This window comes from Micromonospora sp. M71_S20 (genome assembly GCF_003664255.1).
Lineage (GTDB): Bacteria > Actinomycetota > Actinomycetes > Mycobacteriales > Micromonosporaceae > Micromonospora.
The window spans coordinates 108,617-124,970 of sequence record NZ_RCCV01000001.1 but is presented as its reverse complement, the minus strand read 5'-3'; the positions used below and the strand labels follow the sequence as shown (position 1 = coordinate 124,970).

At 72.3% G+C, this 16,354-nt stretch carries 15 protein-coding genes; 12 read left to right on the top strand and 3 right to left on the bottom strand.

The genetic code is table 11. The features are described from left to right. Positions 1–80 precede the first annotated feature (80 nt). The 8 genes from ruvC (at position 81) to DER29_RS00550 (ending at position 9,470) form a co-directional block, all read left to right on the top strand. Positions 81–608: a crossover junction endodeoxyribonuclease RuvC gene (gene ruvC, locus DER29_RS00585; RefSeq protein WP_121395335.1), complete on the top strand. Its 528-nt coding sequence runs from the start codon at positions 81–83 to the stop codon at positions 606–608. Further along, a complete protein-coding gene (gene ruvA, locus DER29_RS00580; protein WP_121395333.1) occupies positions 605–1,207 on the top strand; it encodes a Holliday junction branch migration protein RuvA in 603 nt (200 codons plus the stop codon). The genes ruvC and ruvA overlap by 4 nt, the downstream gene beginning before the upstream one ends. After that, the gene (gene ruvB / locus DER29_RS00575; RefSeq protein ID WP_121395331.1) at positions 1,204–2,274 is read left to right on the top strand and encodes a Holliday junction branch migration DNA helicase RuvB; all 1,071 of its coding nucleotides are present in this window, start codon (positions 1,204–1,206) and stop codon (positions 2,272–2,274) included. The genes ruvA and ruvB overlap by 4 nt, the downstream gene beginning before the upstream one ends. Positions 2,275–2,412: 138 nt before the next feature. Continuing rightward, the gene (gene yajC / locus DER29_RS00570) at positions 2,413–2,757 is read left to right on the top strand and encodes a preprotein translocase subunit YajC (RefSeq protein WP_172896543.1); all 345 of its coding nucleotides are present in this window, start codon (positions 2,413–2,415) and stop codon (positions 2,755–2,757) included. A 258-nt stretch (positions 2,758–3,015) separates the two neighbouring features. Then, complete coding sequence (gene secD, locus DER29_RS00565) at positions 3,016–4,923, top strand: protein translocase subunit SecD (protein WP_199729060.1); 1,908 nt, start codon at positions 3,016–3,018, stop codon at positions 4,921–4,923. Position 4,924: 1 nt separating this feature from the next. Continuing rightward, positions 4,925–6,118, top strand: coding sequence for a protein translocase subunit SecF (gene secF, locus DER29_RS00560; protein WP_121395327.1), 1,194 nt, complete (start codon positions 4,925–4,927; stop codon positions 6,116–6,118). Between the two features lie 101 nt (positions 6,119–6,219). Next, a complete protein-coding gene (locus DER29_RS00555) occupies positions 6,220–6,786 on the top strand; it encodes an adenine phosphoribosyltransferase (RefSeq protein WP_121395325.1) in 567 nt (188 codons plus the stop codon). Between the two features lie 170 nt (positions 6,787–6,956). After that, on the top strand, positions 6,957–9,470 hold the full coding sequence (locus tag DER29_RS00550) for a bifunctional (p)ppGpp synthetase/guanosine-3',5'-bis(diphosphate) 3'-pyrophosphohydrolase (RefSeq protein ID WP_121395323.1): 2,514 nt from the start codon (positions 6,957–6,959) through the stop codon (positions 9,468–9,470). 290 nt (positions 9,471–9,760) lie between these two features. On the opposite strand, the gene DER29_RS00545 is transcribed toward DER29_RS00550, so the two are convergent. Then, positions 9,761–10,597 (bottom strand): peptidylprolyl isomerase, encoded by an 837-nt coding sequence (locus DER29_RS00545; protein WP_121395321.1) that lies wholly within the window; start codon positions 10,595–10,597, stop codon positions 9,761–9,763. Positions 10,598–10,662: 65 nt separating this feature from the next. Further along, positions 10,663–11,550, bottom strand: a complete 888-nt coding sequence (locus tag DER29_RS00540) for a peptidylprolyl isomerase (protein WP_121395319.1) — start codon at positions 11,548–11,550, stop codon at positions 10,663–10,665. A 287-nt stretch (positions 11,551–11,837) separates the two neighbouring features. On the opposite strand from DER29_RS00540, the gene DER29_RS00535 reads away from it, so the two are divergent. The 3 genes from DER29_RS00535 to DER29_RS00525 all read left to right on the top strand — a co-directional run bounded on the left by DER29_RS00535 (position 11,838) and on the right by DER29_RS00525 (position 14,975). Continuing rightward, a complete protein-coding gene (locus DER29_RS00535; RefSeq protein ID WP_121395317.1) occupies positions 11,838–12,554 on the top strand; it encodes an MBL fold metallo-hydrolase in 717 nt (238 codons plus the stop codon). A gap of 90 nt (positions 12,555–12,644) precedes the next feature. Next, positions 12,645–13,973: a histidine--tRNA ligase gene (gene hisS, locus DER29_RS00530; RefSeq protein WP_121395315.1), complete on the top strand. Its 1,329-nt coding sequence runs from the start codon at positions 12,645–12,647 to the stop codon at positions 13,971–13,973. A 69-nt stretch (positions 13,974–14,042) separates the two neighbouring features. Then, positions 14,043–14,975 carry an acyl-ACP desaturase gene (locus tag DER29_RS00525; protein WP_121395313.1) on the top strand — a complete coding sequence of 311 codons (933 nt, stop codon included), beginning with the start codon at positions 14,043–14,045 and terminating at the stop codon, positions 14,973–14,975. A gap of 96 nt (positions 14,976–15,071) precedes the next feature. Here DER29_RS00525 and DER29_RS00520 read toward each other — a convergent pair whose 3' ends face one another. Beyond that, on the bottom strand, positions 15,072–15,593 hold the full coding sequence (locus DER29_RS00520; RefSeq protein ID WP_121395312.1) for a PaaI family thioesterase: 522 nt from the start codon (positions 15,591–15,593) through the stop codon (positions 15,072–15,074). A gap of 56 nt (positions 15,594–15,649) precedes the next feature. Between DER29_RS00520 and DER29_RS00515 the strand changes: the two genes are divergently transcribed. Further along, positions 15,650–16,126 carry a helix-turn-helix domain-containing protein gene (locus tag DER29_RS00515; RefSeq protein WP_121395310.1) on the top strand — a complete coding sequence of 159 codons (477 nt, stop codon included), beginning with the start codon at positions 15,650–15,652 and terminating at the stop codon, positions 16,124–16,126. The last annotated feature ends 228 nt before the right edge of the window (positions 16,127–16,354 follow it).

Sequence of the window (16,354 nt, the reverse complement as noted above, 5' to 3'; positions counted from 1 at the left end):
GTGTCCCCGGCGGCGGGGTGTCGCCCGGCTCGGTAGGGTGTCGAACACACGTACTGCTGGCGGCTGGGGGAGGAGGCGGCGTGCGGGTGCTGGGCGTCGACCCGGGGCTGACCCGGTGCGGGGTCGGCGTGGTCGAGGGCGTGCCGGGGCGGCCCTGCACGCTGATCGCCTACTACGTCGTCCACACCGATCCGGGCGACGATCTGGCGCTGCGCCTGCTGCACCTGGACCGCTCGCTCACCGACCTGGTCGCCGAGCACCGGCCGGACAGCGTCGCCGTCGAGCGGGTCTTCAGCCAGCACAACGTCCGCACCGTGATGGGCACCGCCCAGGCCAGCGGGATCGCCGTGCTCGCCGGCGCCCGCGCCGGGTTGCCCGTGCAGACCTACACGCCCAGCGAGGTGAAGGCGGCCGTGACCGGTTCCGGCCAGGCCGACAAGGCGCAGATGACCGCCATGGTCACCCGGCTGCTGCGGCTGGCCGAGCCGCCGCGACCGGCCGACGCCGCCGACGCCCTGGCCCTGGCCATCTGTCACGTGTGGCGGGGCGGGACGCGCTCCAAGCTGGCCGTTGCGGCCGACCGGGTACGACGAGGAGGAGCCAGATGATCGCCAGCGTGCGCGGGGTGGTGACCGCGACCGGTCCGGACCACGCCGTGGTGGAGGTCGGCGGGGTGGGCCTGGCGGTGCAGTGCGCCCCGGGCACCCTCGCCGACCTGCGGATCGGCCAGCCCGCCCGGCTGGCCACCAGTTTGGTCGTCCGGGAGGACTCGCTCACCCTCTACGGCTTCGCCGACGACGACGCCAAGCAGCTGTTCGAGCTGCTCCAGACCGCCAGCGGCGTCGGCCCCCGGCTGGCCCAGGCCGTGCTCGCCGTGCACACCCCCGACGCGGTGCGCAAGGCGATCGCCAACGCCGACACCGCCGCGCTGACCCGGGTGCCCGGCATCGGCAAGAAGGGCGCGGAGCGCCTGGTCCTCGAGCTGCGCGACCGCGTCGGCCCGGTGCCGGTCGGCGCCGACGGCGCGGCCGGGGTCACCGGCGGGGCCTGGCCCGAGCAGGTCCGGCAGGCGCTGGTCGGGCTCGGCTGGACGGCCGGTCAGGCCGACCAGGCGGTGGCCGCGGTGGCGGAGACGATCGACGGTGCCGTCCCGCCGGTGCCGGTCCTGCTCAAGCACGCCATCCGGCTGCTTGGTCGCACCCGGTGACGGGGCCCGACGGCGGGTTGGTCTCCGCCTACGTGCACGACGCCGACCTGGACGCGGAGGCCACCGTCCGGCCGAAGCGGCTGGAGGAGTTCATCGCCCAGCACCGGGTCCGCGACCAGCTCGACCTGCTGCTCCAGGGCGCGATGCGGCGCGGCTCCCCGCCCGACCACATCCTCCTCTCGGGGCCCCCTGGCTTGGGTAAGACGACCCTGGCCAACATCGTCGCCGCCGAGCTGGGCTCGGGCATCCGGGTGACCAGCGGCCCGGCGATCGAGCGCTCGGGCGACCTGGCGGCGATCCTGACCAGCCTCGCCGAGGGCGACGTGCTCTTCATCGACGAGATCCACCGGATCGCCAAGCCGGCCGAGGAGCTGCTCTACAGCGCGATGGAGGACTTCCGGGTCGACGTGATCGTCGGCAAGGGCCCGGGCGCGACGGCGATCCCGCTGGACGTCGAGCCGTTCACCCTGGTCGGCGCGACCACCCGCTCCGGCCTGCTCACCGGGCCGATGCGCGACCGGTTCGGTTTCGTCGCGCACCTCGACTTCTACTCGCCGGCCGACCTGGAGGTGCTGCTGCGCCGCTCGGCGCGCATCCTCGGGGTGCCGATCACCGACGACGGCGCCGCCGAGGTCGCCGGCCGCTCCCGGGGCACGCCCCGGATCGCCAACCGGCTGCTGCGCCGGGTCCGCGACTTCGCCGAGGTCCGGGCCGACGGGGTGGTCACCCTGGAGACCGCCCGGGCCGCCCTCACGGTGTACGACGTCGACGCGCTGGGCCTGGACCGGCTGGACCGGGCGGTGCTGACCGCGCTGGTCGACTCCTTCCGGGGCGGGCCGGTCGGGCTGTCCACGCTGGCCGTGGCGGTGGGCGAGCAGCCGGACACGGTGGAGGAGGTCTGCGAGCCGTTCCTGGTCCGGGCCGGCCTGCTGGCCCGTACGCCGCGCGGCCGGGTCGCCACGGAGGCCGCCTGGCGGCATCTGGGTCGCACGCCCCCGAATGGTACATTCGGCACGAATGCTCCTGCGGTGCCCGATCTGTTCTCGACGGATGCCGATCAGCCGTGATGTGAACGTGATCTGTGCCGCATTCGGCGTTCCCAGGTGCAGGGATTAGACTCGCGCCGGTCTGTACAGGACGTGAGAATCCGCTTCCGCTCCGGCGCGCCCGCGCCGGGACGGGGGCCAATGGGAAGGTCTTTCACCGTGCTTTACGCAGCAGAGGGCGGCGGGGGTGCCGGCAGCCTGACGCCGATCCTCATGATCGCTCTGCTCTTCGGCGTCATGTACTTCATGATGATCCGCCCCCAGCAGAAGCGCCGCCGTGAGGCGGAGTCCATGCAGTCCGCCCTCGCCCCCGGCGACGAGGTGGTCACCATCGGTGGGCTCTACGGCACGGTCACCGGCGTGGACGACGACACCGTCCTGCTCGAGGTCGCGCCCGGTGTGCAGACCCGCTACGCCCGCCCGGCCATCGCCCGGGTCGTCAGCCAGGCCGAGCGCCCGGCCGACGAGCCGGTCACCGAGGACGCGGACGTCGTCAAGGAGTGACGGTCGCTCCCGCCCCGCGCGGGGTGGTGGTCGCCGGACTCCGGTGACGACTTCTCCCGACGGGGCAGCGGAGGCGACGTGAAAACTGGATAGTTGGGCCCGACGCCGGAAGTCGGCTCGTCCCGTTCCGCTCGGCGCCCCCGCGCCGAGCCTCGGAGCCGGATGCCGGCCTCCGACGCCGGCCCGTCGGAACCGCCGGCCGGACCGGCCGACACCCGCCGCAGCAGCGGCGCGACCGTACAGGGAGACAGGACAGCCGTGGCACCACCTCAGGGACAGATGCGGCCCGGACGGCAACTGGCCGTGCTCGGGCTCATCTTCGTCGTCCTCTATCTTTTGGTGTTCTTCGCGGGCGGCGCCAGCGGCGGCTTGAAGGACAGGCTCGAGCCCAAGCTCGGCCTGGACCTCGTCGGCGGCACCCGGCTGACGCTGGAGGCGACCAACAGCATCGGCGGCCAGGCCCCGACGGCGGAGAACCTCGAAGAGGCCCGCCAGATCATCGAGAGCCGGGTCAACGCCTTCGGCGTCGCCGAGGCAGAGGTGGTCACCGAGGGTAACCGCAACATCGTGATCTCCCTGCCCGGCGAGAACCGCGACCTGACCGAGGTGGGCGACGCCGCCGAGCTGCGCTTCCGCAAGGTGCTCAAGGCCGCCGACGGCAGCGGCGCGGCCGCCGCCCCGCCGCCCGCCGCCACCCCGGCCCCCTCGGGCAGCGCGGCCCCGGCCCCGTCGGGCAGCGCGAAGCCCTCGGGCAGTGCCGCCCCCACGGGTAGCGCCGCGCCGAAGGCGACCGCGTCGCCGAGCGGCGGTCAGGGCGGCATGGCCCCGGCCCCGACCGCCACCCCCTCGGCCGGCGCCGCCACCCCGACGCCGAGCGCCAGCGGCGAGCCCGTGCCGCAGAGCGTCGAGGAGCAGCGCAAGGCCGTCGAGCAGAAGGTCGGCGCCGCCGCCTGGGCCGCCGCGAGCGGCCTGCAGGCCCCGGCCGACCTGGCCGCCGACCCGTCGCTTGCCGAGAAGCTCAAGCCGTTCGCCGCCCTGGACCCGCGCGAGGTCGCGGTGCTGCCGGCGACGATGCAGTTCAACGTGCCGCAGATCAGCTGCGCCCAGCTCGACAAGCGCCCGCCGGCGTCGATCTCCACCCCCGACCAGCAGGCGGTCGCCTGCGAGGACGGTGCCGCGAAGTACCTGCTCGACCAGGCGAAGGTGCTGGGCACCGACGTCAAGGGCGCCAGCGCGGTGCTGGACCAGACCAGCCAGTGGGTGGTGAGCCTCGACTTCACCGGCGACGGCCAGACGAAGTGGACCAACCTGACCCGCGAGGCGTTCAACAACGAGGGCCAGGCCTGCGACGCCACCGCCCTCGGCCAGGACGGCAAGTGCCGCGTCGCCGTCGTGCTCGACAACGAGATCGTCTCCTCGCCCGAGATCCAGGGCGTGCTGACGGGCAACTCGCAGATCACCGGCAACTTCACCCAGAAGGACGCCAGCGCCCTGGCCGGCCAGCTGCGCTACGGCGCACTGCCGGTGACCTTCGAGGCGCAGGAGCAGCAGAACGTCACCGCCACCCTGGGCGCCAGCCACCTGCGGGCCGGTCTCCTCGCGGCGGGCATCGGCATGCTGCTGGTCATCATCTACTCGTTCTTCTACTACCGCCTGCTCGGCTCGGTGATCTTCCTGAGCCTGGTCCTGTCGGCGCTGCTGGTCTTCGGCGCGCTGGTGGTGCTCGGCCGGCAGATCGGCTTCACCCTCACCCTCGCCGGCATCGCCGGCATGATCGTGTCACTAGGTGTGGCGGCGGACTCGTTCGTCATCTACTTCGAGCGGCTCAAGGACGAGATCCGCGAGGGGCGCAGCCCGCGCAGCGCGGTGCCGCGCGCCTGGATCCGGGCCCGCCGCACGATCATCTCGGCCAACGCCATCACGCTGATGTCGGCGGTGGTGCTCTACGTGGTCTCGGTCGGCACGGTGAAGGGCTTCGCCTTCGCCCTCGGCCTGGCCACGGTGCTGGACCTGGTCGTGGTCTTCCTCTTCCGGCACCCGATCATGACGATGTTCGCCCGCACCTCCGCGTTCCTGTCCCCGCGGGTCAGCGGTCTCGGCCGGGCGCTCCCGCCGCGGACGGCCGAGCCGGCCAAGCCCCGCAACCCGCGCGTCAAGGAGGCCTGAGATGGCAAAGAGTGGTCTCGCGAGCCGCCTCTACCGCGGCGAGGCCGGCCTCGACATCATCGGCCGGCGCAAGCTCTGGTTCGGCGTCGCGCTCGCGCTGATCCTGCTGTCGCTGCTCAGCTTCGGGCTGCGCGGCTTCAGCCTCGGCATCGAGTTCGCCGGCGGCAACTCGTTCCAGATCCCGGCCAGCGTCGGCACGCTGGAGCAGACCGAGCTGAAGGTCAAGGACGCCCTGACCACGGCCGGCGACGACGCCAAGGTGGTCACCACCCAGAAGGTCGGCGGGACCGGCGGCGACTTCTACGAGGTGCGCACCACCCAGCTCGACACCGAGCAGTCCAACGCCGTCAAGACCGAGATCGCCGAGGAGTTCGGCATCGACGCCGCCGCCATCAGCGGCAACCAGGTCAGCGAGGCGTGGGGCAGCCAGGTCACCTCCCGGGCGCTGCTCGGTCTGGTCATCTTCATCCTGGTGGTGACGATCTACCTGGTCCTGCGCTTCGAGTGGCGGATGGCGGTCGCGGCCGTCTCCTCGCTGATCATGAATCTGATCCTCACCGCCGGCATCTACTCGCTGGTCGGCTTCGAGGTCACCCCGTCGACGGTCATCGGCTTCCTCACGATCCTGGGCTTCGCGCTCTACGACGTGGTGGTGGTCTTCGACAAGGTGCAGGAGAACACGCGCGGCATCACCGCCAACAACAACCAGACGTACGGCGAGGCCGCCAACCTGGCGATCAACCAGAGCCTCATGCGGTCGCTCAACACCTCGGTGGTCGCGCTGCTGCCGGTCGGTGGCCTGCTCTTCATCGGTGCCGGCCTGCTCGGCGCGGGCACCCTGAAGGACCTCGGTCTGGTGCTCTTCGTCGGTATGGCGGTGGCGTTCCTGACCTCGATCCTGCTGGCCACCCCGCTGCTGGTGGTGCTCAAGAACTACGACCCGCGCATCCAGGCGCACAACAAGCGGGTACTGGCCCGCCGGGGCGCGATCGCCCGCGGCGAGGTCACCCCGAAGGGTGCCGCTCCCCCTACCGACGAGTCCGACGGCGAGCCGGTCGACTCGGAGTCGGCCGCGCTGGCCGGCGCGGCGCCGCGGGTCGGCGCCCGACCGGCCGGGAAGCGGCCGACCGGCGCCCGCGGCGGCCGGCCGGCCGGCGGCGGTGGCAACCGGCCGGGTGGCGGCAAGCGGCGGTGAGCCCGGCCGGGCAGACCTGGTAGGAACCGAACCGACGGCGTCCTGCATTCTGTGCGAGCAGCATGCAGGACGCCGTCGTCGTGAAGGGAAGCGGAACTGCCGTGACGGAGACCCACAGCACCGTGGTACGGGGAGACAGCGGCCCGGACGCCGCCGCGCTGGTCGCCAGCCGGGTGCTCGACGTGCCCGATTTCCCGAAGCCCGGCGTCATGTTCAAGGACCTGATGCCGCTGTTCGCGGACGGCGACGTGTTCCGCGAGGTGATCGACGGGATCGTCGCGTACCACGGGCGGGCCTCGTTCGACGTCGTCGTCGGCATCGAGGCGCGCGGGTTCGTGGTCGCGGCGGCCATCGCGTACGCGACCGGGGTCGGCGTCGTGCCCGTACGCAAGGCCGGCAAGCTGCCCCGTCCGGCCTACTCGGCCTCCTACGCCCTGGAGTACGGCGAGGCCACGCTGGAGGTGCACGAGGACGCCTTCACGGCCGGGCACCGGGTGCTGGTGGTCGACGACGTGCTGGCCACCGGCGGCACCGCCGAGGCGACGCTGGACCTGGTGGAGCGGGCCGGCGGGACCGTGGCCGGCTTCACCGTACTGCTGGAGCTCGCCGTGCTCGGCGGCCGGGAGCGGCTGGCCCCGCGTCCGGTGCATGCCCTGTTGACCGTTTGAGCCGGCCGACCGTCGGGCGGACCCGGTGCGGACCGTCCGGCGGAGCGGCGGGGCACCGTGCGTGCGGGTAGCATTGCCCTTTGCTGACCGGGCGGAACCCGTCCGGGCGGCGCGAGACCAGGCCGGCCGGCGCACGGTCGGTGACTTCCCGGCGAGCGGTGAGGAGGCCGGTGTCCCACGATGTCGCCCCTCCGGTGGAGGGCACGGTGTACCCGACAGGCGACGCGGACGGCTCGGTGACCGCACGGAACGGTGACGCGCAGGCCCCGGAGGCGGGCCCCGGTGTGACCGTCCCTGCCGAGCCCGTACGCCCCGACACGCCGGCCGCGACGGCCGGCGGCGCGGGCGCGGCGACCGAGGGGGTCGTGCTTCCCTTCCCCTCCGACGTCGTCGGCGACCACATGCCGAGCGCCGGGTTCGCGCTCTCCACCGCGCCCACCGGCCGCAGGGTCCGGGCGCGGCTGGCGCGGTTCAACGCGCCATGGCAGTCCTCGCAGGTAAGCGAGGTGCTGGAGCCGCTGATCTCGACCCACCGGGACGCCCACCCCAAGGCGGACGCGCGGCTGCTCCAGCGCGCCTTCGACACGGCGGCCCGCTGGCACTCCGGGCAGTACCGCAAGTCCGGCGACCCCTACATCACCCACCCGCTCGCGGTCGCCACGATTCTGGCCAACCTGGGCATGGACACCACGACCCTGGTCGCGGCGCTCCTGCACGACACCATCGAGGACACGGAATACACCCTCGACCAGATGCGGGCCGACTTCGGCGGCGAGGTGGCGCTGCTGGTCGACGGGGTGACCAAGCTCGACAAGGTCAAGCTGGGCGACGCGGCCAAGGCCGAGACGATCCGCAAGATGGTCGTCGCGATGGCCAAGGACCCGCGGGTGCTGGTGATCAAGCTGGCCGACCGGCTGCACAACATGCGTACCCTCACCTTCCTGCCCCGCCCGAAGCAGGAGCAGAAGGCGAAGGAGACGCTGGAGATCCTGGCCCCGCTGGCCCACCGGCTGGGTATGAACACGATCAAGTGGGAGCTGGAGGACCTGGCCTTCGGCACGCTCTTCCCGAAGCGCTACGAGGAGATCAACCGCCTCATCGGGGAGCACCAGCCGCAGCGCGAGGCGCTGCTGCGCCAGGTCACCCAGAAGGTGCAGACCGACCTGAAGGCCGCCAAGATCAAGGCGGAGACCACGGGGCGGCCGAAGCACCTCTACTCGATCTACCAGAAGATGATCGTGCGGGGTCGCGACTTCAACGACATCTACGACCTGGTCGGGGTGCGGATCCTGGTCGACACGGTGCGGGACTGCTACGCGGCGCTGGGCGTGATCCACGCCAACTGGCAGCCGGTGCCGGGCCGGTTCAAGGACTACATCGCGATGCCCAAGTTCAACATGTACCAGTCGTTGCACACGACGGTCATCGGGCCCACCGGCAAGCCGGTGGAGATGCAGATCCGCACGTACGCGATGCACCGCACCGCCGAGTTCGGCATCGCCGCGCACTGGAAGTACAAGGAGCACAAGGGCACCCAGATCGTCGGCCCGCCCGCCCACATCGACGAGATGACCTGGCTGCGCCAGCTGCTGGACTGGCAGCGGGAGGCGGCCGACCCGAGCGAGTTCCTCGACGCGCTGCGCTTCGACCTGTCCAGCCAGGAGGTGTACGTCTTCACCCCCAAGGGGGACGTCATCCCGCTGCCGACCGGCTCGACGCCCGTGGACTTCGCGTACGCGGTGCACACCGAGGTGGGGCACAAGTGCATCGGGGCGCGGGTCAACGGCAAGCTGGTGCCGCTGGAGTCGACGCTGTCCAACGGCGACGTGATCGAGATCTTCACGTCGAAGTCCGACACGGCCGGCCCGACGCAGGACTGGCTGGGCTTCGTCAAGAGCCCGCGCGCGCGTACGAAGATCCGGCAGTACTTCAACAAGGAGCGGCGCGAGGAGGCGATCGAGGCCGGCAAGGACGCGATCGTCAAGGCGATGCGCAAGCAGGGCATGCCGTTGCAGCGGATGCTCACTTCCGACGCGCTGATGGCGATCGCCCGGGACCTGCACCTGGCCGACGTGGCCTCGCTCTACGCGGCGGTTGGCGACAGCCAGGTCTCCGCCCAGTCGGTGGTGCAGAAGCTGATGGCCGCGTACGGCGGCGAGGAGGGCGCGGCGGAGGACATCGCCGAGACCGCCGTCGCCACCCGTCCGCCCCGCAGCCGGCAGAGCAGCGCCGACCCCGGTGTGGTCGTACGCGGGGTCAGCGACGTGTGGATCAAGCTGGCGCGCTGCTGCACGCCGGTGCCGCCGGACTCGGTCTTCGGCTTCGTCACCCGCTCCGGCGGGGTCAGCGTGCACCGCGACGACTGCGCCAACGCCGAGGACCTGCGGGCGCAGGCCGAGCGGGTGGTCGAGGTCAGCTGGAAGCTCACCTCGGCGTCGACCTTCCTGGTCGCCATCCAGGTCGAGGCGCTGGACCGGCACAAGCTGCTCGCCGACGTGACCCGGGTGCTCTCCGAGGAGCGGGTGAACATCCTCTCCGCGACGGTCACCACCACCCGCGACCGGGTGGCGGTGAGCCGGTTCAGCTTCGAGATGGCGGACCCGAAGCACCTGGGCCACCTGCTGGCGGCGGTCCGCAAGGTCGACGGCGTCTTCGACGCCTACCGCGTCACCTCGGGCGCCTGACCCCGCCCGATCCTCCGCACAACGGCGCGCCCCGGCCCCAACCGAGCCGGGGCGCCCCGCTCTGCCGCCGTGCCACCCTCCCACCACCCGGCCCTGCACCCCACCACCCCTGCACCCACCGCCTCGACCCCGTCACCCCTGCACCCCGGCGATCATGAGGTTGGCGGCAGCCAGGTAGATCGAGATCGCCGTCAACCCCATGATCGCCGCGAGCGGGCCGGGGAGGGCGGGGACAGGGGAGCGCCCGCCGGCGGGGCCGGCGGGCGCTCGTCGTACGGCTGGGGTGTGGGTCAGCCCTGGGGGGCGCTCATGGTGAGCTTGTTGATGACGACTTCCTTCTTCGGGTGGCCGCCACCGGCCTGCTTCGCGAACGCCTTGTCGTCGCCCGCCGCCGCGACCTGCTTCACGAGGTCCATGCCGCCAGTGATGGTGCCCAGGACGGTGTAGTTCGGGTCCAGCGGCGAGTCGCCGTAGACGATGAAGAACTGGCTGCCCGTGCTGCCCGGCTGGCCCGAGTTGGCCATCGCGATCACGCCCTCCGGGTAGGGGGGCCGCTTGTCGGTGGGCAGATTCTCCTCGGCGAGCCGGTAGCTCGGGCCGCCGGTGCCGTCGGTCTCCCGCCAGCCCTTGCCCGTCGCGCTCGGGTCGCCGCACTGGAGCACCTTGATGCCCTCGGTCACGAGCCGGTGGCACTTGCTGTTGTCGAAGAAGTTCTTCTCCGCCAGGTGGGTGAAGCTGCCAGCGGTGCAGGGCACCGCAGTACGGTCGATCGTGGCGGTGATCGGGCCCAGGTTGGTGTCGATCGTCATCGTCTGGGTGCCGGTGTTCGACTGCTGCACGGCCGGCAGCCCGACGTCCTTGATCTGCGGGGACCGCTGGTCGGTGGGGACCTCGGTCCAGGCGCACTGCACGTTGCCGGCCGCCGGGCCGGCGGTGTCGGTCTTGTCGTCGTCGCCGAGGGTGGTGACGAGCCAGACCGTGCCGGCGACGACGAGGACCAGGACCGAAGCGGCCCCCACGATCGCCTGGGTCTGCCGGCGCTTGCGGGCCCTGGCCGCGCGCTCGGCCATCTCCTTCTCGAGCCGGGCGCGCGCCGCCGCGCGCTGCCGCTCTCTGGTGGACGTCACGCCTGGATCCTCCTGGGCTGTCGGGTGGCGCGGTCGGTGCCGCTGAGATTGGTGGGGCGGCCGGGTCAGCCGGCGCTCGGGCTGGCCGCCGGAGCGCCCGAAGCGGACGGCGCCGGCGCCGAGGTCCCCTGTGCCACGGGCTCACCGACGGTCAGGCTCTGCACGACCACGTCGTCGTCCTTGGGCTTGACCTTGGCCCCCGTCCCATTGTCCACGGTCGGCTTGGCACCGATCTTCGCCACCACGTCGATCCCACCGGTGACCCGGCCGATGATCGGGTACTTCGGGTCGGCCGTCGTGAAGTCCTTGAAGAACATCAGGAACTGGCTGCCGTTGGCGCCCGGCGGGTTGGCGATCATCGCGACCGTGCCCTTCGGGTAGGTCGCGGGCTGGCCGGCCGCAGGGCTCGCCGACGGCGACGGCGCGGTGGGGAGGTTCTCGTCGTAGAACGAGTAGGTGGGGCCGCCGAGCCCGGTGCCGCTCGGGTCGCCGCAGCGCACCGCGCCCTCGGCGGTGATCTCGTGGCACTTGGTGTTGTCGTAGAACGACCGGCTGGCCAGGTGGGTGATGCTCGCCGCCGCGCACGGGGCGCCCGCCAGGTCCAGCTCGACGGTGATCGGCGCACCCTGGTTGGTGGTGACCGTCATCGGGCGTACGCCGTCGGTGGGCAGTCCCTGGGTGGCCGGGGTGCCGACGTCCTTGAGATTGGTGTTCGCGGTGGCGTCCTGCGGCGTCCACAGGCAGACGTCCTCGGCGGCCGTGTTCTCCTTCGGCTCGTCGTCGAAGGCGCCCAGCGCCCACGCCGAGCCGGCCACGATCAGCGCGAGGACGACGGCGACGCCGACGCCGGCCTGGATCTGCCGACGGCGTTTGACGGCGGCGGCCCGGCGGGCGAGTTGCCGGTCGAGCTTGGCGCGCGCCAGTTTGCGCTGCCGGTCCCTGCTGGAAGCCACCCGTGCTCCCCTTCCTCTACCCTGGTCGTCACCGGTGGTCGGGCGTCCTGCGCCCGTTCGACGGCGGGTGCGCCACGCCACACGCCCGCCAGAGTGTACGGCTACCGGCTGGGAAAGTGGTGTACGAGGTCCGGGCCGGGTTTATCGGGACGCTTCACTGTGCCCCCGTGGGACTCCGGGACGGGCGGATGGTGCCCCGTGGGACGCCCGGGACGGACGCGCAGAACCGGCTCGCGCCGCCCGATAGGCTGGGCACAGGGGACAAGCTCGACGGAAGGGGAGCGGACGTGCTCGTGGCCGGCTTTCCCGCGGACGCCTTCGGCACCAACTGCTACGTGGTCGCCGCCGCGCCGGGGGAGCAGTGCGTGGTGGTCGATCCCGGCATCGGGGTGCTCGACCGGCTCGACGCCCTGCTGGCCGAGCATCGGCTGCACCCGGCCGCCGTCCTGCTCACCCACGGCCACCTCGACCACACGTTCTCGGTGGCGCCGGTCTGCGGCGCACGCGGCATCACCGCGTACGTGCACCCCGGCGACCGGGAGATGCTCGCCGACCCGGCCAAGGGGCTGTCGGCGGATCTCACCTCGCTCTTCGGTGGGCGGCTGCCGTACACCGAGCCGGAGGACGTCGCCGAGCTGACCGACGGCGCCACGCTCGCCCTCGCCGGGTTGGAGATCACCGTCGACCACGCCCCGGGCCATACCGGCGGGTCGGTGCTCTTCCGACTGCCGGCCGCCGGCTCGTCGTGGGAGGCGGAGCAGCTCTGCCTCTCGGGCGACGTCCTGTTCGCCGGCTCCATCGGCCGCACCGACCTGCCGGGCGGCAGCATGACGAGGATGGTCACCAGCCTCCGGGACAAGATCCTCCCGCTGGCCGACGACACCGTCGTGCTGCCCGGCCACGGCCCCGCGACCACCATCGGCCGCGAGCGCGCGACCAACCCGTACCTCCTCGAGGTGGCGGGTGGCGGCGCGCGACCGTCGGCCCCCGCCCGCGGCCTCTAGCCGGCCGCACCGACTTCTCGCCCCGCGGCCGTGGCCGGCCGCGCCGACTCTTCGCCCGCGCCTACCGCGCGGGACCGCGAACGGAGCATCATGAGCAAGCCCACGCCCATCTCCGGCTTCCCGGAGTGGACGCCCGCGCAGCGGATGATCGAGCAGTACGTCCTCGACAGGATCCGCGACACCTTCGAGCTGTACGGCTTCGCCCCGCTGGAGACCCGCGCGGTGGAGCCGCTGGACCAGCTGTTGCGCAAGGGGGAGACCTCCAAGGAGGTCTACCTGATCCGGCGCCTTCAGGCCGACGCCGACGGCCCGGCCGGCGACGACGCGCTCGGCCTGCACTTCGACCTGACCGTGCCGTTCGCCCGCTACGTGCTGGAGAACGCCGGCAAGCTTCAGTTCCCGTTCCGCCGCTACCAGATCCAGAAGGTGTGGCGGGGCGAGCGGCCGCAGGAGGGGCGCTACCGCGAGTTCCTCCAGGCCGACATCGACATCGTCGACCGCGACACCCTCGCCCCGCACCACGAGGCGGAGATGCCGCTGGTGATCGGCGACGCGCTGCGCTCGCTGCCGATCCCGCCGGTGACGATCCAGGTCAACAACCGCAAGATCTGCGAGGGCTTCTACCGGGGCATCGGGCTGACCGACCCGGAGTCGGCCCTGCGCGCGGTGGACAAGCTCGACAAGATCGGCCCGGCGAAGGTGGCCGAGCTGCTGGCGCAGACCGCCGGGGCGAACGAGGCGCAGGCCAAGGCGGTCCTGTCGCTGGCGGAGATCTCCGCCCCGGACGCCTCCTTCGCCGACGCCGTCCGCGCGCTGGGCGTCAGCGACCCGATGCTCGACGAGGGTGTCGAGGAGCTGGTCCGGGTGGTGGAGACCGCCGCCGCGCACTCCCCGGGCCTGTGCGTGGCCGACCTGCGCATCGCCCGGGGCCTGGACTACTACACCGGCACGGTCTACGAGACGCAGATGGTCGGCTACGAGCGGTTCGGCTCGATCTGCTCCGGCGGCCGGTACGACAACCTGGCCAGCGCCGGTGCCACCCGCTTCCCGGGGGTGGGCATCTCGATCGGGGTGACCCGGCTGCTGGGGCTGCTCTTCGGCGCCGGCGCGCTGTCGGTGTCGCGGGACGTGCCGACCTGCGTCCTGGTCGCGGTGACCAGCGAGGAGCAGCGCGCCGCCAGCAACCGGGTGGCCGAGGCGCTGCGGTCGCGGGGCGTGCCGACCGAGGTGTCGCCGAGCGCGGCGAAGTTCGGCAAGCAGATCCGCTACGCCGAGCGGCGGGGCATCCCGTACGTCTGGTTCCCGGGGGTGGACGGCGCGGCCGACGAGGTGAAGGACATCCGTTCCGGCGAGCAGGCCACCGCCGCGGCGGGGGAGTGGACGCCGCCCCGGGCGGACCTCAGGCCGCTGGTCAGCTGAGACATTACTGGCGCGTACGCGCGATCGGACCTACGGTGGCGTAAGTTACGCCACCGTAGGGAGATCGTCGTGACCGCACTCAGCCAGACCGCCCTGCTCCTCGAACTGGAACCGGTCGTCGAGAAGAACCTCGAACGGCACCTGGCCGTCGCCAAGGAGTGGTTCCCGCACGAGTACGTGCCGTGGAGCGAGGGGCGTACCTTCGACGGGCCGCTGGGCGGCGAGGCGTGGGCGGAGAGCGACTCGACGATCCCCGACGTGGCCCGTACCGCGCTGATCGTCAACCTGCTGACCGAGGACAACCTGCCCTCGTACCACCACGAGATCGCCACCCTCTTCGGCCGCGACGGCGCCTGGGGCACCTGGGTGCACCGGTGGACCGCCGAGGAGGGGCGGCACGGCACCGCCATCCGCGACTACCTCACCGTCACCCGGGCGGTGGACCCGGTGGCGCTGGAGCGGGCCCGCATGACGCACATGTCCGCCGGCTACGCCAACGTCCACGACGACGAGGTGCTGCACTCCCTGGCGTACGTCTCGTTCCAGGAGCTGGCCACCCGGATCTCGCACCGCAACACCGGTCGGGTCACCGGCGACCCGGGGTGCGAGGCGCTGCTGGCCCGGGTCGCGGCCGACGAGAACCTGCACATGGTCTTCTACCGCAACCTGCTGGCCGGGGCCTTCGAGCTGGCGCCGAGCCAGGCGATGCGGGCGGTCGCCGACGTGGTGGCGGACTTCCAGATGCCCGGCAACGGCATCGACGGCTTCGCCCGCAAGTCGGTGGCGATCGCCCTCGCCGGCATCTACGACCTGCGTCAGCACCGCGACGACGTGGTGGCGCCGGTGCTGCGCCAGTGGGACGTGTTCAACGTGACCGGGCTCGACGCCGACGGCGAGGCCGCCCGCGACCAGATCGCGGCGCACCTCGACGACCTGGAGCGCGCCGCCGCCCGCTTCGAGGAGAAGCGCGACGCCCGCGCCGCCCGCCTGGCCGCCCGCTGACCCCCGGCCCGGCGACAGGACCGTCGATCATGCAGTCGCGGCGGGGGACGGAACGCCTGAACCACCGGGATCCCGGCACCACAACTGCATGATCGGCTACTCGGTGGGCGCGGGGTCCAGGGGGAAGAGGAGGCAGGTCGAGGTGGCGTGGGCGACCAGGCGCGCCTTCGCGTCGAGCAGCTTCGCCTCCGCCAGGGCCGTGCGGCGACCGCTCTGCAGGACGGTGCCCTCGCAGCGCAGCGTGCCGCTCGCGACCGTGACCGGGCGGAGGAACTTCACGTTCAGGTCCAGCGAGGTGTAGCCGATCCCGGCCGGCAGGGTGGTGTGCACCGCGCACGCCGCGGCGGTGTCCAGCAGGGTGGAGATGACCCCGCCGTGCACGGTGCCGAGCGGGTTGTAGTGGAACTCCTGCGGGACGAGTTCGACGGCCACCCATCCCTCGTCGGCCTCCATCCGGGACATGTCGACCAGGTGCATGATGGGCGGCGCCGCCAGTTCGCCCGCGATCATCGCGCGGAGCAGCTCCAGGCCGCCGCGCCGGCCGACGTGCGCGGCGTTGATGCCCGGGTCGGACCACGAGAAGGTGCGGCTGCGCGCCGGATCCTGCGTCTGCGTCATGGACTCAGCCTGGCAGCGCGTTGCTGAGTCTGTCAATCAGACCTAGCCTGGAGCGCATGAGACCCGCGGCACTGGACTGGTCGGTGGAGAACTGCACCATCGCCCGGGCGATGGAGATCCTCGGCGAACGGTGGACCCTCGTCGTCCTGCGCGAGGTCTTCAACGGCGTCCGCCGCTTCGACGACATGCGGGTGCGCACCGGCGTTCCCCGACAGGTGCTGACCAACCGGCTGGCGATGCTGGTGGAGCGGGGCGTCCTGCGGCGCGAGCCCTACCGTGAGCCCGGCAGCCGGGAGCGCCACGAGTACCGGCTGACCGGGATGGGGCTCGACCTGTGGCCGGTGCTGGTCGCCGTCCTCGGCTGGGGGGACCGCTACCTGGCCGACCCGGAGGGCTCGCCGCTGACGGTCGCGCACCGCGACTGTGGCGGCGAGGTCCGCGTCGAGCTGCACTGCGAGCGCGGGCACGAGGTCGCCCGGCCGCGCGACGTGGTGCCGCGTCCGGGGCCCGGGGCACGCCGCCGCGCCGGCTGACCCTCCGTCGGCGGGCGGATCGGCCGGCGGCTGAGGCCGGGCCGCGACGCGCGTCGTCGGCGCCCGACCGGCAGGGTGACGTCATGGGTTCCGCCCGGTCGCGCGTACCGGATGGTGGGACGGCGGGCGAAGCATATAGACGTCCACCTGTGTCCACAATGTTTCGGGTCGATGGCCGCGGCAGCCGGGGCGAAAAGGACAAAGTCGGGTCTTGCATACGTACTCAAG